The 20907-nt window shown below is 32.7% G+C and carries 24 protein-coding genes; 12 read left to right on the top strand and 12 right to left on the bottom strand.

All coding sequences use genetic code 11. The features are described 5' to 3' along the window. Positions 1-15 precede the first annotated feature (15 nt). The gene (gene fabD / locus JJ842_04495) at positions 16-912 is read left to right on the top strand and encodes an ACP S-malonyltransferase (protein ID MBO6971170.1); all 897 of its coding nucleotides are present in this window, start codon (positions 16-18) and stop codon (positions 910-912) included. Between the two features lie 5 nt (positions 913-917). Next, positions 918-1538, top strand: coding sequence for a 1-acyl-sn-glycerol-3-phosphate acyltransferase (locus JJ842_04490; protein MBO6971169.1), 621 nt, complete (start codon positions 918-920; stop codon positions 1536-1538). 4 nt (positions 1539-1542) lie between these two features. On the opposite strand, the gene JJ842_04485 is transcribed toward JJ842_04490, so the two are convergent. Both JJ842_04485 and JJ842_04480 read right to left on the bottom strand, forming a co-directional pair. Then, complete coding sequence (locus tag JJ842_04485) at positions 1543-2196, bottom strand: molecular chaperone (GenBank protein MBO6971168.1); 654 nt, start codon at positions 2194-2196, stop codon at positions 1543-1545. A 9-nt stretch (positions 2197-2205) separates the two neighbouring features. Beyond that, complete coding sequence (locus JJ842_04480) at positions 2206-2457, bottom strand: Ycf34 family protein (protein MBO6971167.1); 252 nt, start codon at positions 2455-2457, stop codon at positions 2206-2208. Between the two features lie 14 nt (positions 2458-2471). Between JJ842_04480 and JJ842_04475 the strand changes: the two genes are divergently transcribed. Beyond that, a complete protein-coding gene (locus tag JJ842_04475) occupies positions 2472-3689 on the top strand; it encodes a CCA tRNA nucleotidyltransferase (GenBank protein MBO6971166.1) in 1218 nt (405 codons plus the stop codon). Positions 3690-3747: 58 nt separating this feature from the next. Next, on the top strand, positions 3748-4161 hold the full coding sequence (locus JJ842_04470; GenBank protein MBO6971165.1) for an RNA-binding protein: 414 nt from the start codon (positions 3748-3750) through the stop codon (positions 4159-4161). On the opposite strand, the gene JJ842_04465 is transcribed toward JJ842_04470, so the two are convergent. Both JJ842_04465 and pds read right to left on the bottom strand, forming a co-directional pair. Further along, positions 4162-5070, bottom strand: coding sequence for a phytoene synthase (locus JJ842_04465; protein ID MBO6971164.1), 909 nt, complete (start codon positions 5068-5070; stop codon positions 4162-4164). Between the two features lie 40 nt (positions 5071-5110). Then, positions 5111-6511: a 15-cis-phytoene desaturase gene (gene pds / locus JJ842_04460; protein ID MBO6971163.1), complete on the bottom strand. Its 1401-nt coding sequence runs from the start codon at positions 6509-6511 to the stop codon at positions 5111-5113. Positions 6512-6601: 90 nt separating this feature from the next. On the opposite strand from pds, the gene ndhM reads away from it, so the two are divergent. Further along, positions 6602-6949: an NAD(P)H-quinone oxidoreductase subunit M gene (gene ndhM, locus JJ842_04455; GenBank protein MBO6971162.1), complete on the top strand. Its 348-nt coding sequence runs from the start codon at positions 6602-6604 to the stop codon at positions 6947-6949. Further along, positions 6946-7566: a DUF3172 domain-containing protein gene (locus tag JJ842_04450; GenBank protein MBO6971161.1), complete on the top strand. Its 621-nt coding sequence runs from the start codon at positions 6946-6948 to the stop codon at positions 7564-7566. The genes ndhM and JJ842_04450 overlap by 4 nt, the downstream gene beginning before the upstream one ends. A gap of 6 nt (positions 7567-7572) precedes the next feature. Here JJ842_04450 and JJ842_04445 read toward each other — a convergent pair whose 3' ends face one another. After that, on the bottom strand, positions 7573-8517 hold the full coding sequence (locus JJ842_04445; protein MBO6971160.1) for a LysR family transcriptional regulator: 945 nt from the start codon (positions 8515-8517) through the stop codon (positions 7573-7575). A gap of 83 nt (positions 8518-8600) precedes the next feature. On the opposite strand from JJ842_04445, the gene JJ842_04440 reads away from it, so the two are divergent. From JJ842_04440 to JJ842_04420, 5 genes are all read left to right on the top strand, one after another. Continuing rightward, the gene (locus JJ842_04440) at positions 8601-9329 is read left to right on the top strand and encodes a hypothetical protein (protein ID MBO6971159.1); all 729 of its coding nucleotides are present in this window, start codon (positions 8601-8603) and stop codon (positions 9327-9329) included. Between the two features lie 33 nt (positions 9330-9362). Continuing rightward, positions 9363-11384 (top strand): NAD(P)H-quinone oxidoreductase subunit 5, encoded by a 2022-nt coding sequence (locus JJ842_04435; protein MBO6971158.1) that lies wholly within the window; start codon positions 9363-9365, stop codon positions 11382-11384. A gap of 121 nt (positions 11385-11505) precedes the next feature. After that, on the top strand, positions 11506-13110 hold the full coding sequence (locus JJ842_04430) for an NAD(P)H-quinone oxidoreductase subunit 4 (GenBank protein ID MBO6971157.1): 1605 nt from the start codon (positions 11506-11508) through the stop codon (positions 13108-13110). 122 nt (positions 13111-13232) lie between these two features. After that, positions 13233-14054, top strand: a complete 822-nt coding sequence (locus JJ842_04425) for a segregation/condensation protein A (GenBank protein MBO6971156.1) — start codon at positions 13233-13235, stop codon at positions 14052-14054. A gap of 48 nt (positions 14055-14102) precedes the next feature. Continuing rightward, complete coding sequence (locus JJ842_04420) at positions 14103-15281, top strand: NDP-sugar synthase (protein ID MBO6971155.1); 1179 nt, start codon at positions 14103-14105, stop codon at positions 15279-15281. Here JJ842_04420 and JJ842_04415 read toward each other — a convergent pair. Continuing rightward, positions 15265-16155 carry a methylenetetrahydrofolate reductase gene (locus tag JJ842_04415; GenBank protein MBO6971154.1) on the bottom strand — a complete coding sequence of 297 codons (891 nt, stop codon included), beginning with the start codon at positions 16153-16155 and terminating at the stop codon, positions 15265-15267. The genes JJ842_04420 and JJ842_04415 overlap by 17 nt on opposite strands. Positions 16156-16232: 77 nt before the next feature. On the opposite strand from JJ842_04415, the gene JJ842_04410 reads away from it, so the two are divergent. After that, positions 16233-16511 (top strand): helix-turn-helix transcriptional regulator, encoded by a 279-nt coding sequence (locus JJ842_04410; GenBank protein ID MBO6971153.1) that lies wholly within the window; start codon positions 16233-16235, stop codon positions 16509-16511. 245 nt (positions 16512-16756) lie between these two features. Here JJ842_04410 and JJ842_04405 read toward each other — a convergent pair whose 3' ends face one another. The 6 genes from JJ842_04405 to nuoH all read right to left on the bottom strand — a co-directional run bounded on the left by JJ842_04405 (position 16757) and on the right by nuoH (position 20904). After that, on the bottom strand, positions 16757-17221 hold the full coding sequence (locus JJ842_04405) for a CYTH domain-containing protein (protein ID MBO6971152.1): 465 nt from the start codon (positions 17219-17221) through the stop codon (positions 16757-16759). Further along, positions 17222-18133 carry an NAD(+) kinase gene (locus tag JJ842_04400; GenBank protein ID MBO6971151.1) on the bottom strand — a complete coding sequence of 304 codons (912 nt, stop codon included), beginning with the start codon at positions 18131-18133 and terminating at the stop codon, positions 17222-17224. Positions 18134-18142: 9 nt separating this feature from the next. Further along, positions 18143-18463 carry an NADH-quinone oxidoreductase subunit NuoK gene (gene nuoK, locus JJ842_04395; protein MBO6971150.1) on the bottom strand — a complete coding sequence of 107 codons (321 nt, stop codon included), beginning with the start codon at positions 18461-18463 and terminating at the stop codon, positions 18143-18145. Positions 18464-18478: 15 nt separating this feature from the next. Then, on the bottom strand, positions 18479-19078 hold the full coding sequence (locus tag JJ842_04390) for an NADH-quinone oxidoreductase subunit J (GenBank protein MBO6971149.1): 600 nt from the start codon (positions 19076-19078) through the stop codon (positions 18479-18481). A gap of 13 nt (positions 19079-19091) precedes the next feature. Continuing rightward, positions 19092-19718 (bottom strand): NAD(P)H-quinone oxidoreductase subunit I, encoded by a 627-nt coding sequence (ndhI, locus tag JJ842_04385; protein ID MBO6971148.1) that lies wholly within the window; start codon positions 19716-19718, stop codon positions 19092-19094. A 67-nt stretch (positions 19719-19785) separates the two neighbouring features. Next, positions 19786-20904 carry an NADH-quinone oxidoreductase subunit NuoH gene (nuoH, locus tag JJ842_04380; GenBank protein MBO6971147.1) on the bottom strand — a complete coding sequence of 373 codons (1119 nt, stop codon included), beginning with the start codon at positions 20902-20904 and terminating at the stop codon, positions 19786-19788. Positions 20905-20907 lie beyond the last annotated feature (3 nt).

Raw genomic sequence — 20907 nt, 5'->3', positions numbered from 1 at the left:
ACAATAGGAAAAATTATGTCAGTAGCATGGGTATTCCCTGGACAGGGTTCGCAAAAAATTGGAATGGCAAAACAAATTGAAAATTTGCCCAATACAAAAGAGAGGTTTAGTTATGCATCTGAGATATTTGAGAGGAATTTATTTGAAATTTGTGAATTAAATACTGAACCGACAAATCCTCTTATTGATTTGAATAACACAAGAAATACACAAATTTGTCTTTTTTTAGTTGAATCAATTTTATTAGATGCATTAAAGGAAAATGGATTTAAACCAACTTATGTTGCGGGGCATAGTCTTGGAGAAATCACTGCATTATATTGTGCGGATGTTTTTTCATTCGAAGATTGTGTGTCGCTAATAAAAGAAAGGTCTCAATTAATGGTAAATGCTGGGAAAGGATCTATGGCAGCAGTAATTGGTTTTGATAGAAATCAACTTGATCAATTAGTACAAAAAATTGATGATCTTGTAATTGCTAATGATAATAGCTCCTCCCAAGTTGTCTTATCAGGATCTAGTGAAGCATTAGATAATTTATCGAGAGAAATTTCTTGTAAAAGATTTTTGAAATTAAATGTTTCAGGTGCATTTCATTCACCATTTATGAATGAACCTTCAGCAAAATTTTCTGATTATTTAAAACAGATTAAATTTAACAAACCTTCTTTCCCAGTTATTAGCAATTATGAACCTTCACTTTGTAGTGATCCAAACGACCTTAAAAATAGATTAGAAAAACAAATGTGTAATGGAGTGAGGTGGCGAGAAACTATGGATTTAATGGCAAAAGATAGTGATCTTCATATTGTTGAAATTGGTCCCTCTAATGTACTAAGCGGTTTAGGAAAAAGACATATTAAAAACGTAAAAATTTCTCAAGTTTCATCTTCCGATCAAATATCTTATTAATTTGTATGAAAAATCATACTATTCAAAAATTAATTTATGAGTTAGTTAGCAAGCTTCTTGTATTTCCTATTTATAAATTTGTATTTAGAGGTCATTTAATAGGTAGAGACAATATTCCTCAAAAAGATTCCTTTATCATGGTTTCAAATCATGGTTCTTTACTCGACCCTCCTTTGTTAGGCCATGCACTTGGACGTAATATATCTTTTATGGCCAAAGCAGAGCTTTTTAAAATTCCTTTCCTAGGATTTATTATCAGGGCTTGTGGAGCGTATCCTGTAAAAAGAGGAATTGCTGATAAAAATACAATTAAAACAGCATGTAAAAAATTATCAAATGATAATTGTATTGGAATTTTTATTGATGGCACTCGTCAAAAAAATGGTCGAGTGAATAAGCCCAAACAAGGTGCAGCGTTACTAGCCTTTAAAAATCAAAAATTATTATTGCCTGTTGCAATAGTTAATTCACATAGACTAGTAAGATTTAAATTGTTTATTCCTTTTTTTTCAAAAATAGTTATTAAGGTGGGTAAACCTGTTCAACCTCCACAAAGTTCATCAAGAGATGATCTGAATTCTTTAACGATTTACCTTCAAGATAAAATTAATAATTTGATTGGATGAATATTTAGTTTATTGGAGAAATAGGGTAAAGAGGTAAAACTTTTCTCCAAGAATCTACATTTGAATTTAATAAATTTTTATTTGATAAATCTAATAGTTCTTTTAAATCTTCTTTATCATCATAATTAGCCTCAAAAGAAAGATTTTTGCTCTCAATTTCTTTGACAAATTTTGGTAAAACTGTTTCTCGAATGACTAGATCCGAGGAGTTTTTTTCGTTATGATAAATTTCATATTTACCTGCAATAAAACCCTTCCGCTTTAATTTTTTGTAAATCCAGAATGATTTTTTGTTTGTAAAGATATTATTTTTTGATGCAATTCTTTTTGCCATTATTTCATATGAACTAAAACTGTCTAGGGGACAATTGATTTGTTGTGAGATAGTTCTTGCTAAAACTACAATAAGTCGTGAAGCATTAAAATTTGCTGGTCCTATGCTGACAGAGATCTTATTTACTTTTTTTAAATTTTCTTTGGAAATGAATTTGTTAAATTCAACAATTAAGTTGTTACATAAGTCATTATCAAATCGTTTAACAAATAATTCATCAGATTCAAGGGCATTGTTTTTTCTATATCCAAAGCCAAAAGAATTGTCTGTGCTATGAATCACTAATGTAGGGTAAATTTCTCTTTGATTGAGTTTATTTGTCATCTATTAACTTTAAACAGGTAATTCCATACCTGGATTACACTTAGACCATTTACCAAATTCCTTTTCAAAACTTTCACAAGATTGAACATCCCAATCAGTTTTATAATCACCATTAGTGTCTTTTACTATATTGACATGAATGAATGGTTTTTTTGCTTTAAAATCAGGTAGATCACAAATATGGTCAACACCATGATTATTCTCAACATCATGATATGTGATACATCTATCAACCCATTTACAGTTGATGCAAATGCACATAATTAATAAATAAAATGAAAAATAGCATTCACACAGATCATACACTAATAATTGATGAATTAGAAACAAGTATAAAATTTCATAATTTGGATTTAATATTAGGTTTTTTACCTAAAGGAGCATATCTAGTTGGTGGTTACATAAGAGATCTTATTTTGAAAAGAGTAACTGAAAAGGTAGATTTTGATATTGTTGTACCTTTAAATGCAATTGAAATTGGGAAAAAGATTGCAGATAATATTGGATCAAAATTTATAATTTTAGATGAAAAAAGAGAAGTAGTAAGAATTATCATTAATCATATTTATATTGATATTGCTAATCAGGTTTCATCTACGATAGAGGGAGATTTATGTTCTAGAGACTTTTCGATTAATTCAATTGCTTTTTTAATTGATAAGAAGTGTTTGGTTGATCCATTAAATGGTCTTAAAGATCTTGAGAATTCTTTACTTAGAACTCATTCTGAAAAAAATTTATTAAATGATCCTTTACGAATATTAAGATGTTTTCGATTTGTTTCAGAATTGAATTTTAAAATTGATTTAAAATTGGTTGATTTTATAAAAAAAAATAAAGGGAAATTATATCTCGTTGCTAAAGAGAGGATTAATTATGAAATACAGAAAATAGTACATGGAGCCTATGCTCTTGATGCAGTATTGTCAATAAAAAAATTAAATATATTTGTTACTGATAATTTATCTAAAGATTCTTTTTTTTTGGATTTAGAGAAAATTAATTATGCAGAACTTAATAAGGAAGAAAAAGAAAAATTTTTACCATTATTTTTTATGGCCCAGATTTTAGATGAGGTGGCTTTAGAAAAATTTAAATTTAGTAAAGCTCAAATTGCAAAAATTAAATTATTACGAAAATGGCACTTTTACTTGGAGAAAAAAAATATTAATCAATTAAATGAATTAGATAGATTCGAATTACATCAAGAATTAGAGAGATTTTTACCATCTTTTATTTTTTATTTGCCTCAAAATTTGAGGTTAGATTGGCTAAATAGGTGGCGTGACAATGATGACAAATTATTTCATCCTTCAAATTTAGTTAATGGTAATTTAATCAAAAGAAACTTAAAAATTAAGGATGGGCCTATATTAGGAGAGCTTTTACAGTATCTTTCAATGGAGCTTGCGTATAAAAGGTTAAATAATTTTGATGAAGCTATTTATAAAGCAAAGGAATGGATTAAACAAAATGCGCCGAAATGTGATTAAATACACATAGCTTAGTTTTGTTTAGAAGTTTAGACTTCAAAATCATTTTAAAAAATTTATGAGCATCCGCATTTACATTGGCAACTTACCAGAAGCATTTAATCCAAAAGAATTTGATGCAATTTTAAAATCAGTCTCTGATTCAATTAGATTTAAAGCAGTTTTAGATAAAGAAACGAAGGAATCAAGGGGTTTTGGTTTCGCAACTGCAAACAATGAAGAGAATGCTAATCTATTGATCCAAAAACTTAACGGTTTTGAATTTAATGGTTCCAAATTAAGAGTAGAGCTATCAGAAAAGAAAGATTCTGCTTCAAATAAAAGAAATAGCGGGAACTCAACGAAGAGGAGGAAAAACTTTAAGAAAATTGTACATAGTGATGCTCCTAATCTTGAAGCACCAGATCCAAGATGGGCTGGAGAACTATCTAAATTAAAAGATTTGTTGGCAAACCAAAAAACACCGGCTTAGTTATTTAATTCTAGAAATTAAAAAAGATATAGGAATTTCAAAAGCTTTAACTGAATTTCTTACAAAAGCTCTGTTATTAAAAACATCATAATCTAACCTTTCAATAGAATCTAATATCCCTCTATAAAGACGTAATGAGGTCCAAACTGGCCATCTTGCATCGGAAGATAACCATTTAATGCCATCTTCAGACTTTTGGAACCAATCTCGAGCCCTTGCTAATTCAAAATTCATGAGTGCCTTCCATTGGCTGTTTATTTCACCTTTTAAAAGTTTTTCTTCGGAATAATGAAATTTTTCAATGTCTGCTTGTGGCAGATAAATTCTACCTCTTTGTCTATCCTCTCCTACATCTCTTAGTATATTCGTTAATTGATTAGCTATACCTAGAGCTATCGCTGCTTTAGAAGGATCAGGTTTTTCACTCCAAGGAGCTGATGTATAAGCGCTATCAATACCCATGACATTCTGAGTCATTAAGCCAACAGTTCCTGCAACTCTATAACAATATAGTTTTAATTCGTCAAAATCTTTGTATCTAAATTTAGTGAGATCCATCCTCTGACCGTCTATCATATCTAAGTAAGGTTGAATACTTTGTGGATATTTTTCGATTGTATCTAATAAAACCGCATCTAATTCTGACTTAATATTTCCTTTAAATACATTCTTTGTATTGTCTTCCCATGCATCTAAATTATCTGAAAGTTCATCTTGAGATTTAGTTGAAGCTTCTAAGCTGTCCATTATTTCATCAGTTCTTCTACACCAAACATAAATAGCCCAAATAGCTTTTCTTTTCTCTGTAGGTAGCAGAAGGGTTCCCAAGTAAAAGGTTTTAGCCCATTTTTGGGTTTCTTTTCGGCATATCTCGTATGCTTGATCAAGTTGAGAAGTTGAATTTTCCAAAAAGTTTTAGATGAATTTTTAAATTACTGCAATGTAAATCTCATGAAGAAACATTTTGAGGAGTTTTGCAATACTCCTTATTGATTGATTCCGCGCATAATTTACCACTTAAAACAGCTCCTTCCATAGATGCTAAATATTTTTGCATAGTATAATCACCCGCTAAAAAGAAGTTCTTTATAGGAGATTTTTGACTAGGTCTGAACTCTTGGCATCCAGGAACTGCTTTATAAACAGATCTTGGAGTTTTGACTACTTTATATTTTCGTAAGTTTGTTTTATCATCTCCCATGAAATGCGTTGGGAATAATTTTTTGAGTTCCTCCATAGTTGCATCAACAATATCCTGATCACTTCTATTTATCCAATCTTTTGCTGGTGCAAAAACCAATTCAAGCATTGATCTATTTGGGTCTTCATATTCTTTGCAGGTGATACTCATATCTGCATAAACACTCAGGAGTGGGGATCTACTGAATAGTAAATGATCAATATCTGTTAATTTTTTGTCAAACCATAAATGGATATTAATAACTGGCACACCATTTAAACCATCTAATTTAGAAAATGCATCTAACCCTTTCCATTGTTTTGGGATCATTAATTTAAAGAGATCTACGGGCATTGCACTTACATAAGCATCAGCAGTTAGCTCTTTCTTTTCGTTTTTATCTAAAGAGGCAACAGTAAAACTTTTTACAGTACTGTCCTCATTAAGATTGATTTCTCTTAATGGACTATTGATGTGCACCTCACCACCACGAGCAGTAATATAATCAACCATTGGCTGGCATAGTCTTTCTGGAGGAGCTCCGTCAAGGAATGCCATTTTAGAACCATTTTTTTCTTGTAGAAATCTGTTTAATGCTGTTAATAAAACTGTAGATGATATTTCATCCGGTCCAATGAAATTAAGGGCTTTACTCATCGCTATAAATACTTCATCATTAACTCTTTCCGGTATATTGTGCTCTTTTAGCCAATCTGTCCATGATTTTTTATCACATTTATCTAAGTACTTTTGGCCTCTCAACATTGCAGGCACTAAACCTAATCCAAATAGAATCTTTTCATTCCATGAAAGCATATCATTATTGCTTAGTATTGCTGATACACCATTAACTGGAGCAGGTATATCGGGAAAGTCGAATCTGCTGTAAGTACCAGGCTCTGATGGCTGATTAAAAATCATTGAATGACTTTTCCATTGAAGTCTGTCTTCAATATCTAATTCCTTAAAAAGTTGCAACATATTTGGGTAGGCTCCAAAAAATATGTGTAACCCTGTTTCATACCAATCTCCATCTTCGTCTTTCCAAGCAGCAACTTTCCCACCTAAAACGTCTCTGGCTTCAAGTACAATCGGAATGTGTCCATTATCGACTAAATATTTAGCGCAAGATAAACCTGCTAAACCAGCACCAGCAATTACAACACGCATTATTAAATCAAGAAATAAATTAACACTTACTAATAAGCTACATTAAAGTTAGAACATAATAGTTTTTTTCGTTGATTATTTCGTAAAATTATGGAAAAAATGCTTTTAAAATCGACAACTAGGCATGTAAGAATTTTTACTGCCGAAGTGGTAGATGAGGAATTAAAGTTTCATCCCAATAAACTAACTCTTGATTTAGATCCCGATAACGAATTTATTTGGAGCGAAGATTCTCTAAACAAAGTAAATGAAAAATTCAATGAATTAATAAAAGAGAGATCTGGAAAGGATTTAGATGATTATGAACTTCGAAAAATAGGATCAGAAATTGAAGGTTTGATTAAATTTTTGCTTCAAAATGGTCAGCTTAGCTATAACCCTGACTGTAGAGTAATGAATTATTCAATGGGTTTACCAAAGACGAATAAAGTGCTGTGAATAGATCATCCTCAAATAGAAGGCCAAGAAGAGGCTCAAATAGAAGTTATCCACCAAATTCAAAGGATATGTATTCGTATGGTCAAAGAAGCAATAGATTGCCTGCTTCTTCTGAACAAAATGTTAACTTTAATACAGGGACTATTGCTGTGCTTGCGGGAGTATTAATTTTAGGAGTTGGTATTGGGAGCGCGATTACAAGTACAACAGATGGCGGGCAGGGAAATATAGCAAGTCAACAACAATTAGATATGGCTGTTCCAGATCCTGAATTTTGTAGACAGTGGGGAGCTAGTGCTTTTGTAATTGATGTTGAAATGTATACGACTCTAAATCCATCTACGAGTTTTGTAACGCAACCAGCTCTTCAGCCAGGGTGTGTTATTAGAAGAGAGAATTGGACAGTGTTACAAAAACAGGGCGCAATTAGTAATGAAGATGTAAGAGAATGTAAGCAAAGGATGAATACTTTTGCTTATATTGGTTCTATAAGAGATAAGCCAATAGTTAAGTGCGTTTATCAGACTGATGTAAATGAAAATAAATTTATCATCAAAGGTGATGGACAAGCTGAAGACGGCGGTGTAGGTATCAACAAAGAAGCAATTCAGTTTTGATAATATTTATATTTGCCTTAATGGGCTTTCTAAACTAGCAAATTGAGGCAAAATATTTTTCTTGAATACTTCTGATGCTCTTGATTTATATCTTGACGGATTAGTAATTAATTTAAGTTCTCTTTTTACCTCTAAATCAGCAACGAATGCTTTGTGGATTGTTCCAGCCGCTAATTCTCTTTCAATAGAAACAACAGGCAAAAAGGAAGCTCCTAAACCTGATTGCACTGCATTCTTTATTGCTTCAAGAGAGTTAAGTTCCATCTCAATTTTTAATCTTTGAATATCAAGCCCAGAATCTTGGAGAAGTTTGTCAACAACTTTTCTTGTTGTAGATTGTGAGTCTAATGTTACAAAATTTAATTTGTATAAGTCTTCTTTTAGAAGCTCTTTTTTGGTCGAAAGTGGGTGTTTAGAGGGTAAAACTAATGCCAATTCATCTGTTGCATATGGAATTACTTGTAGCAAATTTTCCAATTCTCCCGGTAATTGTCCGCCAATAATGGCTAAGTCAATTTGTCCATTGGCCACACTCCAACCAGTTCTTCTCGTACTGTGAACTTGAAGTTGAACAGATACGTCAGGGTATTTTTGTCTGAATAGTCCTATCATTCTCGGCATTAAATAGGTTCCAGTTGTTTGGCTGGCTCCAATGACAAGAGTTCCTCCTTTTAAGCTATTTAAATCTTCAATAGCTTTACAAGCTTCGTCGCATTGATTCAAAATTCGTTCGCAATAATCAAGCAATAGTCTTCCTGCTTCAGTCAATAGAGCCTTTCGCCCACCTCTGTCGAAAATTGTGATTTCAAGTTGTTTTTCCAGATTTTGTATTTGTAAACTTACTGCAGGTTGGGTTACGTATAAGAGATCTGCAGCTTTTTTAAAACTTCCTTGAGCTGCTATAGCTTTTAGTATTCTTAATTGGTCGAGAGTAAATGGTAATTCTGGCATCTATTATGCCTACAATTACTTATAATTCTAATGCTTAGAAGCATTCTTGTTAAGAACAAAAATTTTTTGAATAATTTAAATATATGGAGACTCATAAAACTTCTTTAATAATTTTACTTTTGATTTTGATTTTTGCCGTGATCCATAGTGGTGGAGCTGCTTTAAGAATCAAAGCAGAATCTATTATGGGCCCTAGGTTATGGCGGTTATGTTTTGTTTTTTTAAGTTTGCCATCGGCAGTAATCTTGATTAGTTATTTTTTGGCTCATAGATATGACGGAATCAGATTATGGAATTTACAGGGTAATAACTTCGTTTTTATGTTGGTTTGGATCTTAACTGCAATAAGTTTTCTTTTTTTATATCCCGCTACTTACAATTTGCTAGAAATTCCGTCAGTTTTAAAACCTAAAGTACGAATTTATGGAACTGGGATAATGAGAATCACAAGACATCCACAAGCATTTGGTCAGATAATTTGGTGTGTTGCTCATACTTTATGGCTTGGGACATCATTCACATTAATAACTTCTATTGGCTTAATTTTGCATCATCTTTTTGCAATCTGGCATGGGGATAAGAGATTATCAAATAGATTTGGAGAAGAATTTGAAAAGTTTAAACAAAATACTTCCATAATCCCCTTTATGGCAATACTTGAAGGGAGGCAAGAATTTAAGATTAGAGAATTCTTCAGGTTATCTCAACTTGGCATATTAATTGCAATAGGGGTACTTTGGTGGTCTCATCAATACATAAATATTGCTGTTAAAACATTTAATTCATCATTTTTGTCGGAATTTTTCAATTGACAGTTTAAAATTAAAATACAAGTTCATTAAAAAATGCCTCAAGCTTCAGAAATTGCCTGGTTAATTCCTGTTTTCCCACTTATCGGAGCAGTGCTTTCTGGCTTAGGACTAATAAGCATTAACAAGAAAATTAATAATTCAAGAGAAATTGTTTCTGTAGGTCTGATTTCTTTCGTTGGGATTTCTGCAGTAATTAGTTATAAAGCTCTAATTGAGCAAGTTAATGGTTATCAAACAGTAGAAAAATTATTTGTATGGGCCAATGCTGGGGATTTCACGATTCCAATGGGATTTGTTATTGATCCATTGGGAAGTGTAATGCTTGCTTTAGTAACTACTATAACTTTGCTGGTAATGATTTACTCTCATGGTTATATGGCCCATGATAAAGGTTATGTCAGATTTTTTACATATTTAGCATTATTTAGTAGTTCAATGATGGGATTAATAGTTAGTCCGAATTTATTAGAAATTTATGTTTTTTGGGAATTAGTTGGGATGTGTTCTTATTTATTGGTTGGTTTTTGGTATGACAGGGATGGCGCTGCACATGCTGCACAAAAAGCATTTGTTGTTAATAGAGTGGGAGACTTTGGGTTATTACTAGGAATTCTTGGCCTATTTTGGGCTACAAATAGTTTTGATTTTAATGAAATAGCTACTGGAATTTCCCAATCAATTACTGACAATTCGATACCCATTTGGGCTGCTTTACTCCTTTGTTTTTTAGTTTTTTTAGGGCCAATGGCAAAATCTGCTCAGTTTCCACTTCATGTTTGGTTGCCTGATGCGATGGAAGGCCCGACACCTATTTCTGCCCTTATCCATGCTGCAACAATGGTTGCTGCAGGAATATTTCTTGTAGCAAGGCTTCAACCTTTGTATTCATTATTTCCTTCTATTCAGTTCATTATTGCTTTAGTTGGAACCATTACTTGTTTCTTAGGTGCTTCTATAGCTTTAACCCAAATGGATTTAAAAAAGGGTTTGGCATATAGCACTGTTTCACAGCTTGGTTATATGATGCTTGCGATGGGTTGTGGAGCTCCAATAGCTGGAATTTTTCATCTAGTTACTCATGCTTGCTTCAAAGCAATGCTTTTTCTTGGATCTGGTTCTGTGATCCATGCTATGGAAGAAGTAGTTGGCCATCAGCCTGTATTAGCTCAAGATATGCGATTGATGGGTGGGTTAAGAAAAAAAATGCCATATACATCAACAACATTTTTAATAGGTTGTGTGGCAATTAGTGGAATTCCCCCATTGGCAGGTTTTTGGAGTAAAGACGAGATACTAGGAAATGCTTTTATATCATTTCCAGCTTTTTGGTTCGTTGGACTTCTAACAGCTGGTATGACTGCTTTTTATATGTTTAGGCTTTATTTCTTGACATTTGAAGGAGATTTCAGAGGGGAGAATAAAGAATTGCAAAAAGAGCTCCTATTAGCCTCTAAAACAAACCTAGATGAAGAAAATGAAGAAGATCATGAAGAAAATGGCTCTATTCATGAGTCACCCTGGTCAATGACATTTCCCTTGGTATTTTTAGCTGTACCTTCTGTAATTATCGGTTTTATGGGACTTCCCTGGGATAGCAAAATTGCAAATTTACTAGATCCTGAAGAAGCAGAGACTGCTGCAAAAGCCTTTGAGTTAAAAGAATTTTTGCCTTTAGCACTTGCATCAGTACTTATTGCATCAGCTGGAATCATTATTGCTTATCAGGCATATTTTGTGAAAAAAATTAATTTATCAGTTTTATTCGCTGAAAAGTTTCCTAGCATCAATAGATTTTTATCAAATAAATGGTATCTAGATGATATTAATGAAAAACTTTTTGTTAAGGGTAGTAGAAAACTTGCTAAAGAAGTTTTAGAGGTTGATTCTAAGGTGGTTGATGGCGTAGTAAATCTTACTGGACTTGTAACTTTAGGTAGTGGAGAAGGTTTAAAATATTTTGAGACTGGTAGGGCTCAATTTTATGCGCTTATCGTTTTTGGAGGCGTAATTTTACTAGTTGCTATATTTGGTTTTCAGTCTCCTCAAGTATCTTAATTACAATTGTGTGTCTTCACTGTCCATTGGGGTGAAAAAGTACAGAAAATTTCTAGACTTTATTTAAGATAAATTTCTTATTAAATTGAGTACTTATTTTTATACACATTTTGCGACACAAATGTTGGGAACTTTGGGAGCTGGATTGTCTAATTTCCCTTGGCTATCTGCTTCAATTTTATTTCCAATTGGTAGTGCATTTGTGATACCTTTTTTCCCGGATAAAGGGGACGGCAAAGAGGTGAGATGGTTTGCATTGTCTATTGCATTAATAACTTTTTTAATAACTGTAGGTTCATATATAAATGGCTTTGATATTAGTAATGAAAATGTTCAACTGAAAGAAAATATTAGCTGGCTCCCTGATTTAGGTCTTACTTGGTCTGTTGGCGCTGATGGCATGTCTATGCCGTTAATACTATTGACTAGTTTTATAACTGCTTTAGCAGTTCTTGCTGCATGGCCAGTCAAGTTCAAACCAAAGTTATTTTTCTTTTTGATATTGGTTATGGATGGTGGGCAAATCGCAGTGTTTGCAGTACAAGATATGCTTTTATTCTTTCTAACTTGGGAACTTGAGTTAATTCCCGTTTATTTATTACTGGCTATATGGGGTGGCAAAAATAGACAATATGCAGCAACAAAATTCATTATTTATACAGCTGGTAGTTCTATCTTTATTCTTTTGGCAGCTTTAGCAATGGGTTTCTATGGTACAGAAATTCCTAACTTTGAGTTTTCTCACTTGGCAGCTCAAGATTTTAGTCAAAAATTCCAAATATTATGTTACGTCGGGCTTTTAATTGCATTTGGAGTGAAACTACCAATAGTACCTCTTCATACTTGGCTTCCAGATGCTCATGGAGAGGCTACAGCTCCTGTTCATATGCTTCTAGCAGGTATTTTATTAAAGATGGGAGGATATGCTCTTTTAAGATTTAATGCACAATTATTACCCGTTGCTCATGCTCAATTTGCCCCATTATTAATAGTTCTAGGGGTAGTCAATATAATTTATGCTGCATTAACTTCTTTTGCTCAAAGAAATCTTAAAAGAAAAATTGCATATAGTTCGATTAGTCATATGGGTTTCGTTCTTATTGGTATAGGGAGTTTTAGTAGCCTTGGAACAAGTGGAGCTATGCTGCAAATGGTTAGTCATGGATTAATCGGTGCAAGTTTATTTTTTCTTGTTGGTGCCACCTATGACAGAACAAAGACTCTTAAACTTGATGAAATGAGTGGTGTAGGACAAAAAATGAGAATCATGTTTGCCCTATGGACTGCTTGCTCACTTGCTTCTCTAGCCTTGCCTGGTATGAGTGGATTTGTTTCCGAATTGATGGTATTTACAGGATTTGTTACTGATGAAGTATATACACTTCCTTTCAGGGTAGTTATGGCCTCTTTAGCTGCTATCGGTGTAATACTTACTCCTATTTATCTACTTTCAATGTTAAGAGAAATTTTCTTTGGTAAAGAAAATCCTAAATTAACGGAGGAACGAAAACTTATAGATGCAGAGCCAAGGGAAGTTTATATTATTGCTTGTTTACTTTTACCGATTATTGGAATAGGTTTGTACCCAAGGTTAGTAACTGAAAGTTACATTGCGTCTATCAATAATTTAGTTGATAGAGATTTAACTGCTGTTAAATCTGCTGTGAAAACAAATATTTTTTCAGGAACTAAAACAAATGAGATTCTAAAAGCTCCAACTATATAATTTTTAAAATTATGCGATATTGTTTGGCATTAAATAATTAAGGGTATATCTTATGTATAGTTATTGCCTATTTAAAAATATCTAACTACAACCTTATTCATAGACAACAATTAGGGCCTAGATTGTTGATTAAGTTTCTTCAAGACGCCGCAGGTAAAGGTGATCTTGATCCATGGGATATTGATGTAATAAGTGTAATTGATAGTTTTTTAGAGCAATATTCACAATCTTTTGGCAGCAAATCAAATAGTAAAAGTTCCTATCAAAAGGATTTATCTGAGACAAGCGAAGCTTTTTTTGCTGCTTCCGTATTAGTTAATTTAAAGGCTCAAGTTTTGGAATCTGATGTTTTCAAAGAAAATTCTTCCGATTTTGAAGATGATTTTGACTTGGATGATCAAGATTGGATTGACCAAGAATTTGACATACCAAAATATCCTGAAAAATATCTAAGGAGAAGATCAATAGCACAACCAATTCTCAAACGTACAACCACTCTGGGAGAACTTGTAAGTCAGTTAGAGTCTATTGCTGAAGTTATAGAAACCCAAGACCTTCTTCTAATGAAGAGAAAAAGAAATAAAAAATATTCAGATAAAGCTTTAATTTCTCAAGTGAAATCATTAGCGCATCGTGAGAAACTACCCGAAACCACTAAAGCACTAGGTAAATTTATTGATGGGTGGGAAAAAGCATTACAGTGGACAGATTTTGAATATCTAGTTGAGCAATGGCAAACTGCTGTAAAAAATGATTTAGATAAAGATCGTTTGGGGGTTTTTTGGGCCTTATTATTTTTATCATCTGAAAACAAAATTGAAATTAAACAAATTAACTCCTTATATGGCCCAATTCAAATTAAAAGAATAATTCCTCAAGGAGGTTTAGCTCAATTGCCTATAGATAATCTTGATGTACCCAAGACTTATCCTTCTGCTATTTAGGAGCTTATTAGTAATAACGTATAATCTTTAAAAAGAGGTTTTGAATTCATGAAGGCAATGATACTTGCGGCAGGTAAAGGGACGCGTGTTCAGCCAATAACTCATATTATTCCAAAACCAATGATACCAATTTTGCAAAAGCCTGTTATGGAGTTTCTCTTGGAACTTTTAAGAGAACATAACTTTAAGGAAATAATGGTAAATGTTTCTCATCTGGCTGAAGAAATTGAAAATTATTTTAGGGATGGGCAAAGATTTGGAGTAGAAATTGCTTATAGTTTTGAGGGAAGAATTGAAGATGGAGAATTAATAGGTGATGCTTTGGGATCCGCAGGAGGATTAAAAAAAATTCAGGATTTTCAAAATTTCTTCGATGAAACTTTTGTTGTTTTATGTGGTGATGCTTTAGTTGATTTAGATTTAACTCAAGCTGTTAAAAAACATAAGCAGAAAGGAGCTATTGCGAGCTTAATAACAAAGAAGGTAACTAAAGATCAAGTATCAAGTTACGGTGTCGTAGTTTCTGATGAAAATGGACGAATAAAGGCTTTTCAGGAAAAGCCAACAGTTGATCAAGCTTTAAGTGACTCTATAAATACAGGAATATATCTTTTCGAACCTGAAATTTTTAATTACATACCTTCAGCAAAGAAATTTGATATTGGAGCTGATCTTTTTCCTAAACTTGTTGAAATGGATTTACCATTTTTTGCATTACCAATGGATTTTGAATGGGTAGATATTGGAAAAGTTCCTGATTATTGGAGTGCTATTAGAAATGTATTACAAGGAAAAGTAAGACAGGTGGAGATCCCTGGAAAAGAAATTAAACCTGGAGTTTTTACGGGATTGAATGTAGCGGCTAACTGGGAAAAAATTAATATTACCGGACCAGTTTATATAGGAGGCATGACTAGGATCGAGGATGGAGCAACAATTATTGGCCCTTCCATGATTGGACCAAGTTGTTGTATTTGCGAGGGAGCAACTATAGATAACTCAATTATTTTTGATTATTCTAAAATCGGTAAAGGCGTAAGACTTATGGATAAGTTAGTGTTTGGTAAATATTGTGTTGGGAAAAATGGAGATCATTTCGATTTGCAAGATGCATCTTTGGATTGGTTGATAACAGATTCTAGAAGATCTGATTTGACTGAACCATCTCCACAGCAGAAGGCAATGGCAGAATTGTTGGGTACTGATTTGATTAATATTCCAGACTAAGATCAGCTTTTTTAAGAATCTCTGGGATTAAGTGTTCTGATTTAACTGCCATTAAATGAACCCCATTCGCGATATTTATAAAATCATGAGCTTGTTCGGCAGCAATTTCTATTCCTTCTTGTAGTGGGTTTTTGGCCTCTCTGAGACGATTTAAAATATCTTCAGGGATATTTGCTCCAGGAACATATTTGTTTATAAAAATAGCATTTTTGTAAGACTTTAATAAGAATACTCCTGCAATTACAGGAATTTCGAGTGGTTTGCTAATTTTTTCGCAAAATTCTATCAAATTTTCTTTTTTCATTACCATTTGAGTTTGTATAAATTCTGCTCCGGCCTCTTTTTTCTTTCTAATTCTATTTTGTAAGCTTCTTTGATTTCTGCAACTTGGATCTGCAGCAGCTCCTGAAAATATAAAAGTTTTTTTATCGGAAAGTTCTCCAAAAGTAGGATCAATTCCTTTATTAAAAGCCTGTATTTGTTGAAGTAATCTAACCGACTCAAACTCATGAACAGGTTTAGCATTTTGTTGGTCCCCGGCTTTTACTGAATCACCGGTTAGGCATAAAATATTTTTAATTCCTAAAGCATTTGCTCCAAGAATGTCTGATTGTAAAGCAATTTTATTACGATCTCTGCAAGATATTTGCATTATTGGTTCTATCCCATTTTCCAGTAATAGTTTAGACATTGCTAAGCTGCACATTCTCATTACAGCTCTGCTTCCATCAGTAATGTTAACAGCATGTACCTTATCTTTCAAAAGTTGTGCTATCTTAAGAGATCTTATGGGGCTTCCACCTCTGGGCGGCATTAACTCTGCTGTTATTACCTTGGATTTTTTTTCTAAAGTCTGCTGAAGTTTTGATTTCAATTGCTTTTGTTTCCTACTTGGTTAACAAGTGTAGTTGGATTGCTAAACTTAATTAATATAAAAAAGGAACTGTTTAAATGCAAATGGTTGAAGAAGAAGTAAACAACATTGATATGATGGGTCTCTCTACAAGAGAGATGGAAATCATTGATCTAGTAGCTGATGGGCTTACAAATCAAGAAATTGCAGTAAAACTTACTATCAGTAAAAGAACTGTTGATAATCATGTAAGTAATATGTTTACAAAAACAGGCTCTAAAAATAGAGTAGCACTTTTGAACTGGGCAATGGATAATGGAAAGATCTGTAGAGATGGATTTAATTGTTGTTCTCTCCCAGATTCTGATCAAAATTAGTTCCCCTTAGTTTCGCTGTATCGGAAGCTAAATCCATTAAACAATAATTTGTAGAACCTAAATCGAAGAGTTCAGCGTATGCAATGCAAGCATCCCTGTCTGAATCGACAAATCTCAATATTCCTTCCTTGTCGTAAAGACCATACATTTGAAGAAAATAAAAAAATGTTAGTGAATTATAAAGAAAATATAAAGGAAAAAAGGTTCTTTTGCCTAGTTATTTTAGAGAGTTGTCAAATATTTCTTTACCAGCTTGAAAAAGGTTTGTTGGCCAGACAGAAATTTGAGTACTCTTTAATCCCAGTAATTTCTTTTGATATGAATGAAGGCAGAATTAGATCTTCTTCTTCCTTAGAAAGTTCAATTTCCGCAATTTGGAGTGGATAATTATTGTCTTTAAAGCAATCTACAATCCAAGATTTACTTTTAACTTCTAAAAAGAATCTTTCTTTCTTTAATGTATTTGTAAGGTTTGACATTATTTTTTCACCATCATTTGGCGGAATGGAGTATTCGAATTCAAAGCAGGTAAAATTTTTAATGTGTTTTTTGAGTGCAATTTTATAGTCTTCACCTGTAAATCTTATCCTAGTAATCCAATCATCTAGACTTTTTGATAAATACCCTTGTTCTATAAAAATTTGTTTGTTGACAAATTCTTTCCAATTATCATTTTTTATAAGAAAACGTCTTTCTATTTCAAAGGCCATTTATGTTTTTGAATTCTTAAGAGATAAATCTCCTTTCCAATCTAGTTTTTTTATTAAAGTACTGTAATAGCTAGCGCTTTTTTTAAACCTAATTATTTTGCAGGGTGATTTACCATTTATGATCTCACAGTAATAAGTTTCCTTTATGGTCATACATTTTGAACCGTCTCTCCATAATTTAATTTCACCTTTACTTTTTTTTACTGGTTTTATGATTACCTTACTGGTATAAGGTATGACAATTGGTCTACTTGCTAAACTCATTGGGCATATAGGGTTAATTATCATTGCATTTACACTAGGATGTACTATTGGGCCACCTGCAGCCATTGAGTATGCTGTTGACCCAGTAGATGTAGATATAATCAATCCATCACCTTTATATTCATTAACTTTCTCGTTATCTATTTCAATTTGTATTTGGTTGGTAGGAGAAATATCCTCCTCAACAGATTTAAAATAAAAATCATTTAAGGCCTCATAGCTTTTTATAATTTTTTTCTCAGGACTCGCCCCGCTAATACAAATATTACAATTTAATCTATTACGACAGTCAATTATATATTCTTCATTTTCAAGGATTTCAATAAAAGATTTGTCAAATAAAAAATCTTTTTCTTGCGTGAGAAAACCTAAATTACCACCAATATTAATACTTAATAATGGAATATCATAATTACCTAATGCATTTGCACATTGTAAGAAGGTTCCATCTCCACCAAGAACTATTCCAATATCTGGTTGTAATTCTAAATTGGAAAGATATTTCTCAATTTCATCTTTGTGAAAATCACTTTCGATCCTTTTTGATTTAATATTTTTGGCGGTGAGGACTTCTTCACAGAATTTTGAAGCCTCTAAAGCTATAGAACTATCTGAACGATATACAATAAGCACCAATGAAAGTTTCATTTAATGCTTTTACCATTTTAATAAATTAAAACTTTCCATATCTACAGTCACCCTATTCCTATAAAGCGATAACAATATAGCTAATCCTACGGCCGCTTCTGCGGCAGCAACTGTAATCACAAAAATTGTAAAAACTTGTCCTTGAATTAAATTATTATCGATGTAGGAAGAAAACGCCATCAAGTTTATATTTACAGCATTTAGCATTAATTCAATGCTCATAAGAACTCTTACTGCATTTCTGCTATTTAATAATCCCCAAATACCAATGCAAAATAGTGCTGAAGATACTATCAAAAAAGCTTGAATAGGAATTGATTCTAAATTCATAACAAAGTACAAAGGTTAATTTTTATTTGTAAGTAATGGTTCTGATGATTTTTCGATTAACTCTTGATCAACAGGTAATCCTGTTGAAATATCTGTGCTCATTACATCTCTTCTAGCTAGAACTATAGCCCCAATCATTGCCATTAAAAGTAAAACTGAAGCTACTTCAAATGGAAGTAAGTAATCACTGAATAGATGCTCACCAATCCTAATAGTTGATTCTTCTCCTATAGAGTTTTGAGGACTTGATAAGCTCCATATATTGGTTAAGTCAACTCTTATCAGGAGACTTAGTAAGGTTAAACATATCAATGTAGATATGATTCTTCTAGATTTAAGATCATTGATGGGTTTTAAATCCTCTTTTTTATTGACTAGCATTATTGCAAAAATTATTAATACATTAACTGCACCCACATAAACTAAAACTTGTGCAGCAGCAACAAAACTTGCATTTAATAGAAGATATAATCCTGCTACACTCATGAAAACTCCCCCAAGGAGAAAGGCTGAATAAACAATACTTTCGAGCAATACGACACCAAGAGCACCAATAATGACAACTAAAGATAGAACTGTAAAACAAATAAATTGTGTTGTTATTGCAATGGACATAAATTAATGGAAACTAATTAATTGAATTAGAAATTGTATCTTTATTTTCATTGGATTCAGGCTTCATCCAATCATAGACTTCTTCAGGTAATTTACCAACTCTAGTTTCAGAGGCTGGTATTTCATGAGGGTCCATGACTCCTTTAGGAAGATAGGCAAGTTCTCTTAGAGGTTTAACTGACGGATCTGTTGTGACGTTTGTAGGCAGTCTACCAAGTGCTACATTATCAAAATTTAGATTGTGTCTGTCGAAAGTAGCTAATTCATATTCTTCTGTCATTGATAAACAATTAGTAGGGCAATATTCAACGCAATTGCCGCAAAATATACAAACCCCAAAATCTATTGAATAATTTCTAAGTTCCTTTTTTTTGGTTTCTTTATTCATCACCCAATCAACTACTGGTAGATTTATAGGACATACTCTCACACAAACTTCGCAAGCAATACATTTATCGAATTCATAATGTATCCTCCCTCTATATCTTTCAGAGGGTATTAATTTTTCATATGGATATTGGACAGTAACAGGTCTTCTTTGAAGATGATCAAAAGTAACTGATAAGCCATTGTATAAATATTTGCCAGCATTAAATGCTTCTTTGATATAACTATTTATTTGTTGAAGGAAATTTTTCATCTTGAAGAATTTACTATATTGTTTATTTTAGTGGATAAATTTTTAATTTAAGTATTTCTACTTAAATTTAACCACCAAAGAATTGCGGAAAAGCAAGTTTTAATCCTGCAGTTATCAAAAGATTAGCAAGAGAAATTGGAAGAAGAAACTTCCATCCAAGATCTAAAAGTTGATCTATTCTTACTCTAGGAGTTGTCCAGCGTAATAATATTGCAATGAAAACTAAAAGATATGCTTTCAATACAGTCATTACAATTCCTATCGATGCAGTGAAAACCTGTATAAATGGTCCATTAATTGGCAAATTAAGAAACTTAGCTATTAATTCTACTGGAATAGGAAAACCCCATCCTCCTAGATAAAGTATTGATACCAATAATGCTGAAAGGATTAAGTTTATGTAACTACCAAGGTAGAATAATGCGAATTTCATACCTGCATATTCAGTTTGATATCCTGCAACTAATTCTTCTTCAGCTTCAGGCAAGTCAAATGGAAGTCTTTCACATTCAGCAAGAGCGCAAATCCAGAAGACTATGAAGCCTACTGGTTGTCTCCAAATATTCCAACTTAGTATTCCAACACCACTTTGTTGGTTAACAATGTCGATAGTACTTAACGAGTTTGTCATAAGAACGATAGCCAGTACAGATAAAGCTAAAGGTATTTCGTAACTTATTGATTGAGCCGCAGCTCTTAATCCTCCTAATAAGGAATATTTATTATTGGAGGCATATCCGCTCATAAGAAGTCCAATTGGCTGGATACTGCTTAAGGCGATCCATAGGAAAATTCCAATTCCAACGTTACTTATTAAAAGGTTTTGCCCAAAAGGAACAATTAGCCAGGAGAGAATTACTGGAACAAGAACTAATATTGGTCCCGCAGTGAAGAGAATTCCATCTGCTTTAGCAGGAATAATATCCTCTTTAACAAGTAACTTAAGACCATCTGCAATTGGTTGGAGGACGCCAAGAGCTCCTGCATATTCAGGACCAATTCTTTGTTGAGCAGCAGCAGATATTTTTCTTTCGAGCCAGACAGTTACTAATACGCCAACAACTGCCGCTACTAAAACCAAAAGCATAGGGAGAGGAAGCCAAATAATATGAGCAATTTCACTAGAAAGGCCAAAACCTTTTAACAATTCATTAAAACTATATTCGAGATCTAATCCGTATTCCAAAAT

The organism is Prochlorococcus marinus CUG1433, from assembly GCA_017644425.1.
Lineage (GTDB): Bacteria > Cyanobacteriota > Cyanobacteriia > PCC-6307 > Cyanobiaceae > Prochlorococcus_A > Prochlorococcus_A marinus_U.
This window is presented reverse-complemented; position numbering and strand designations above follow the sequence as displayed.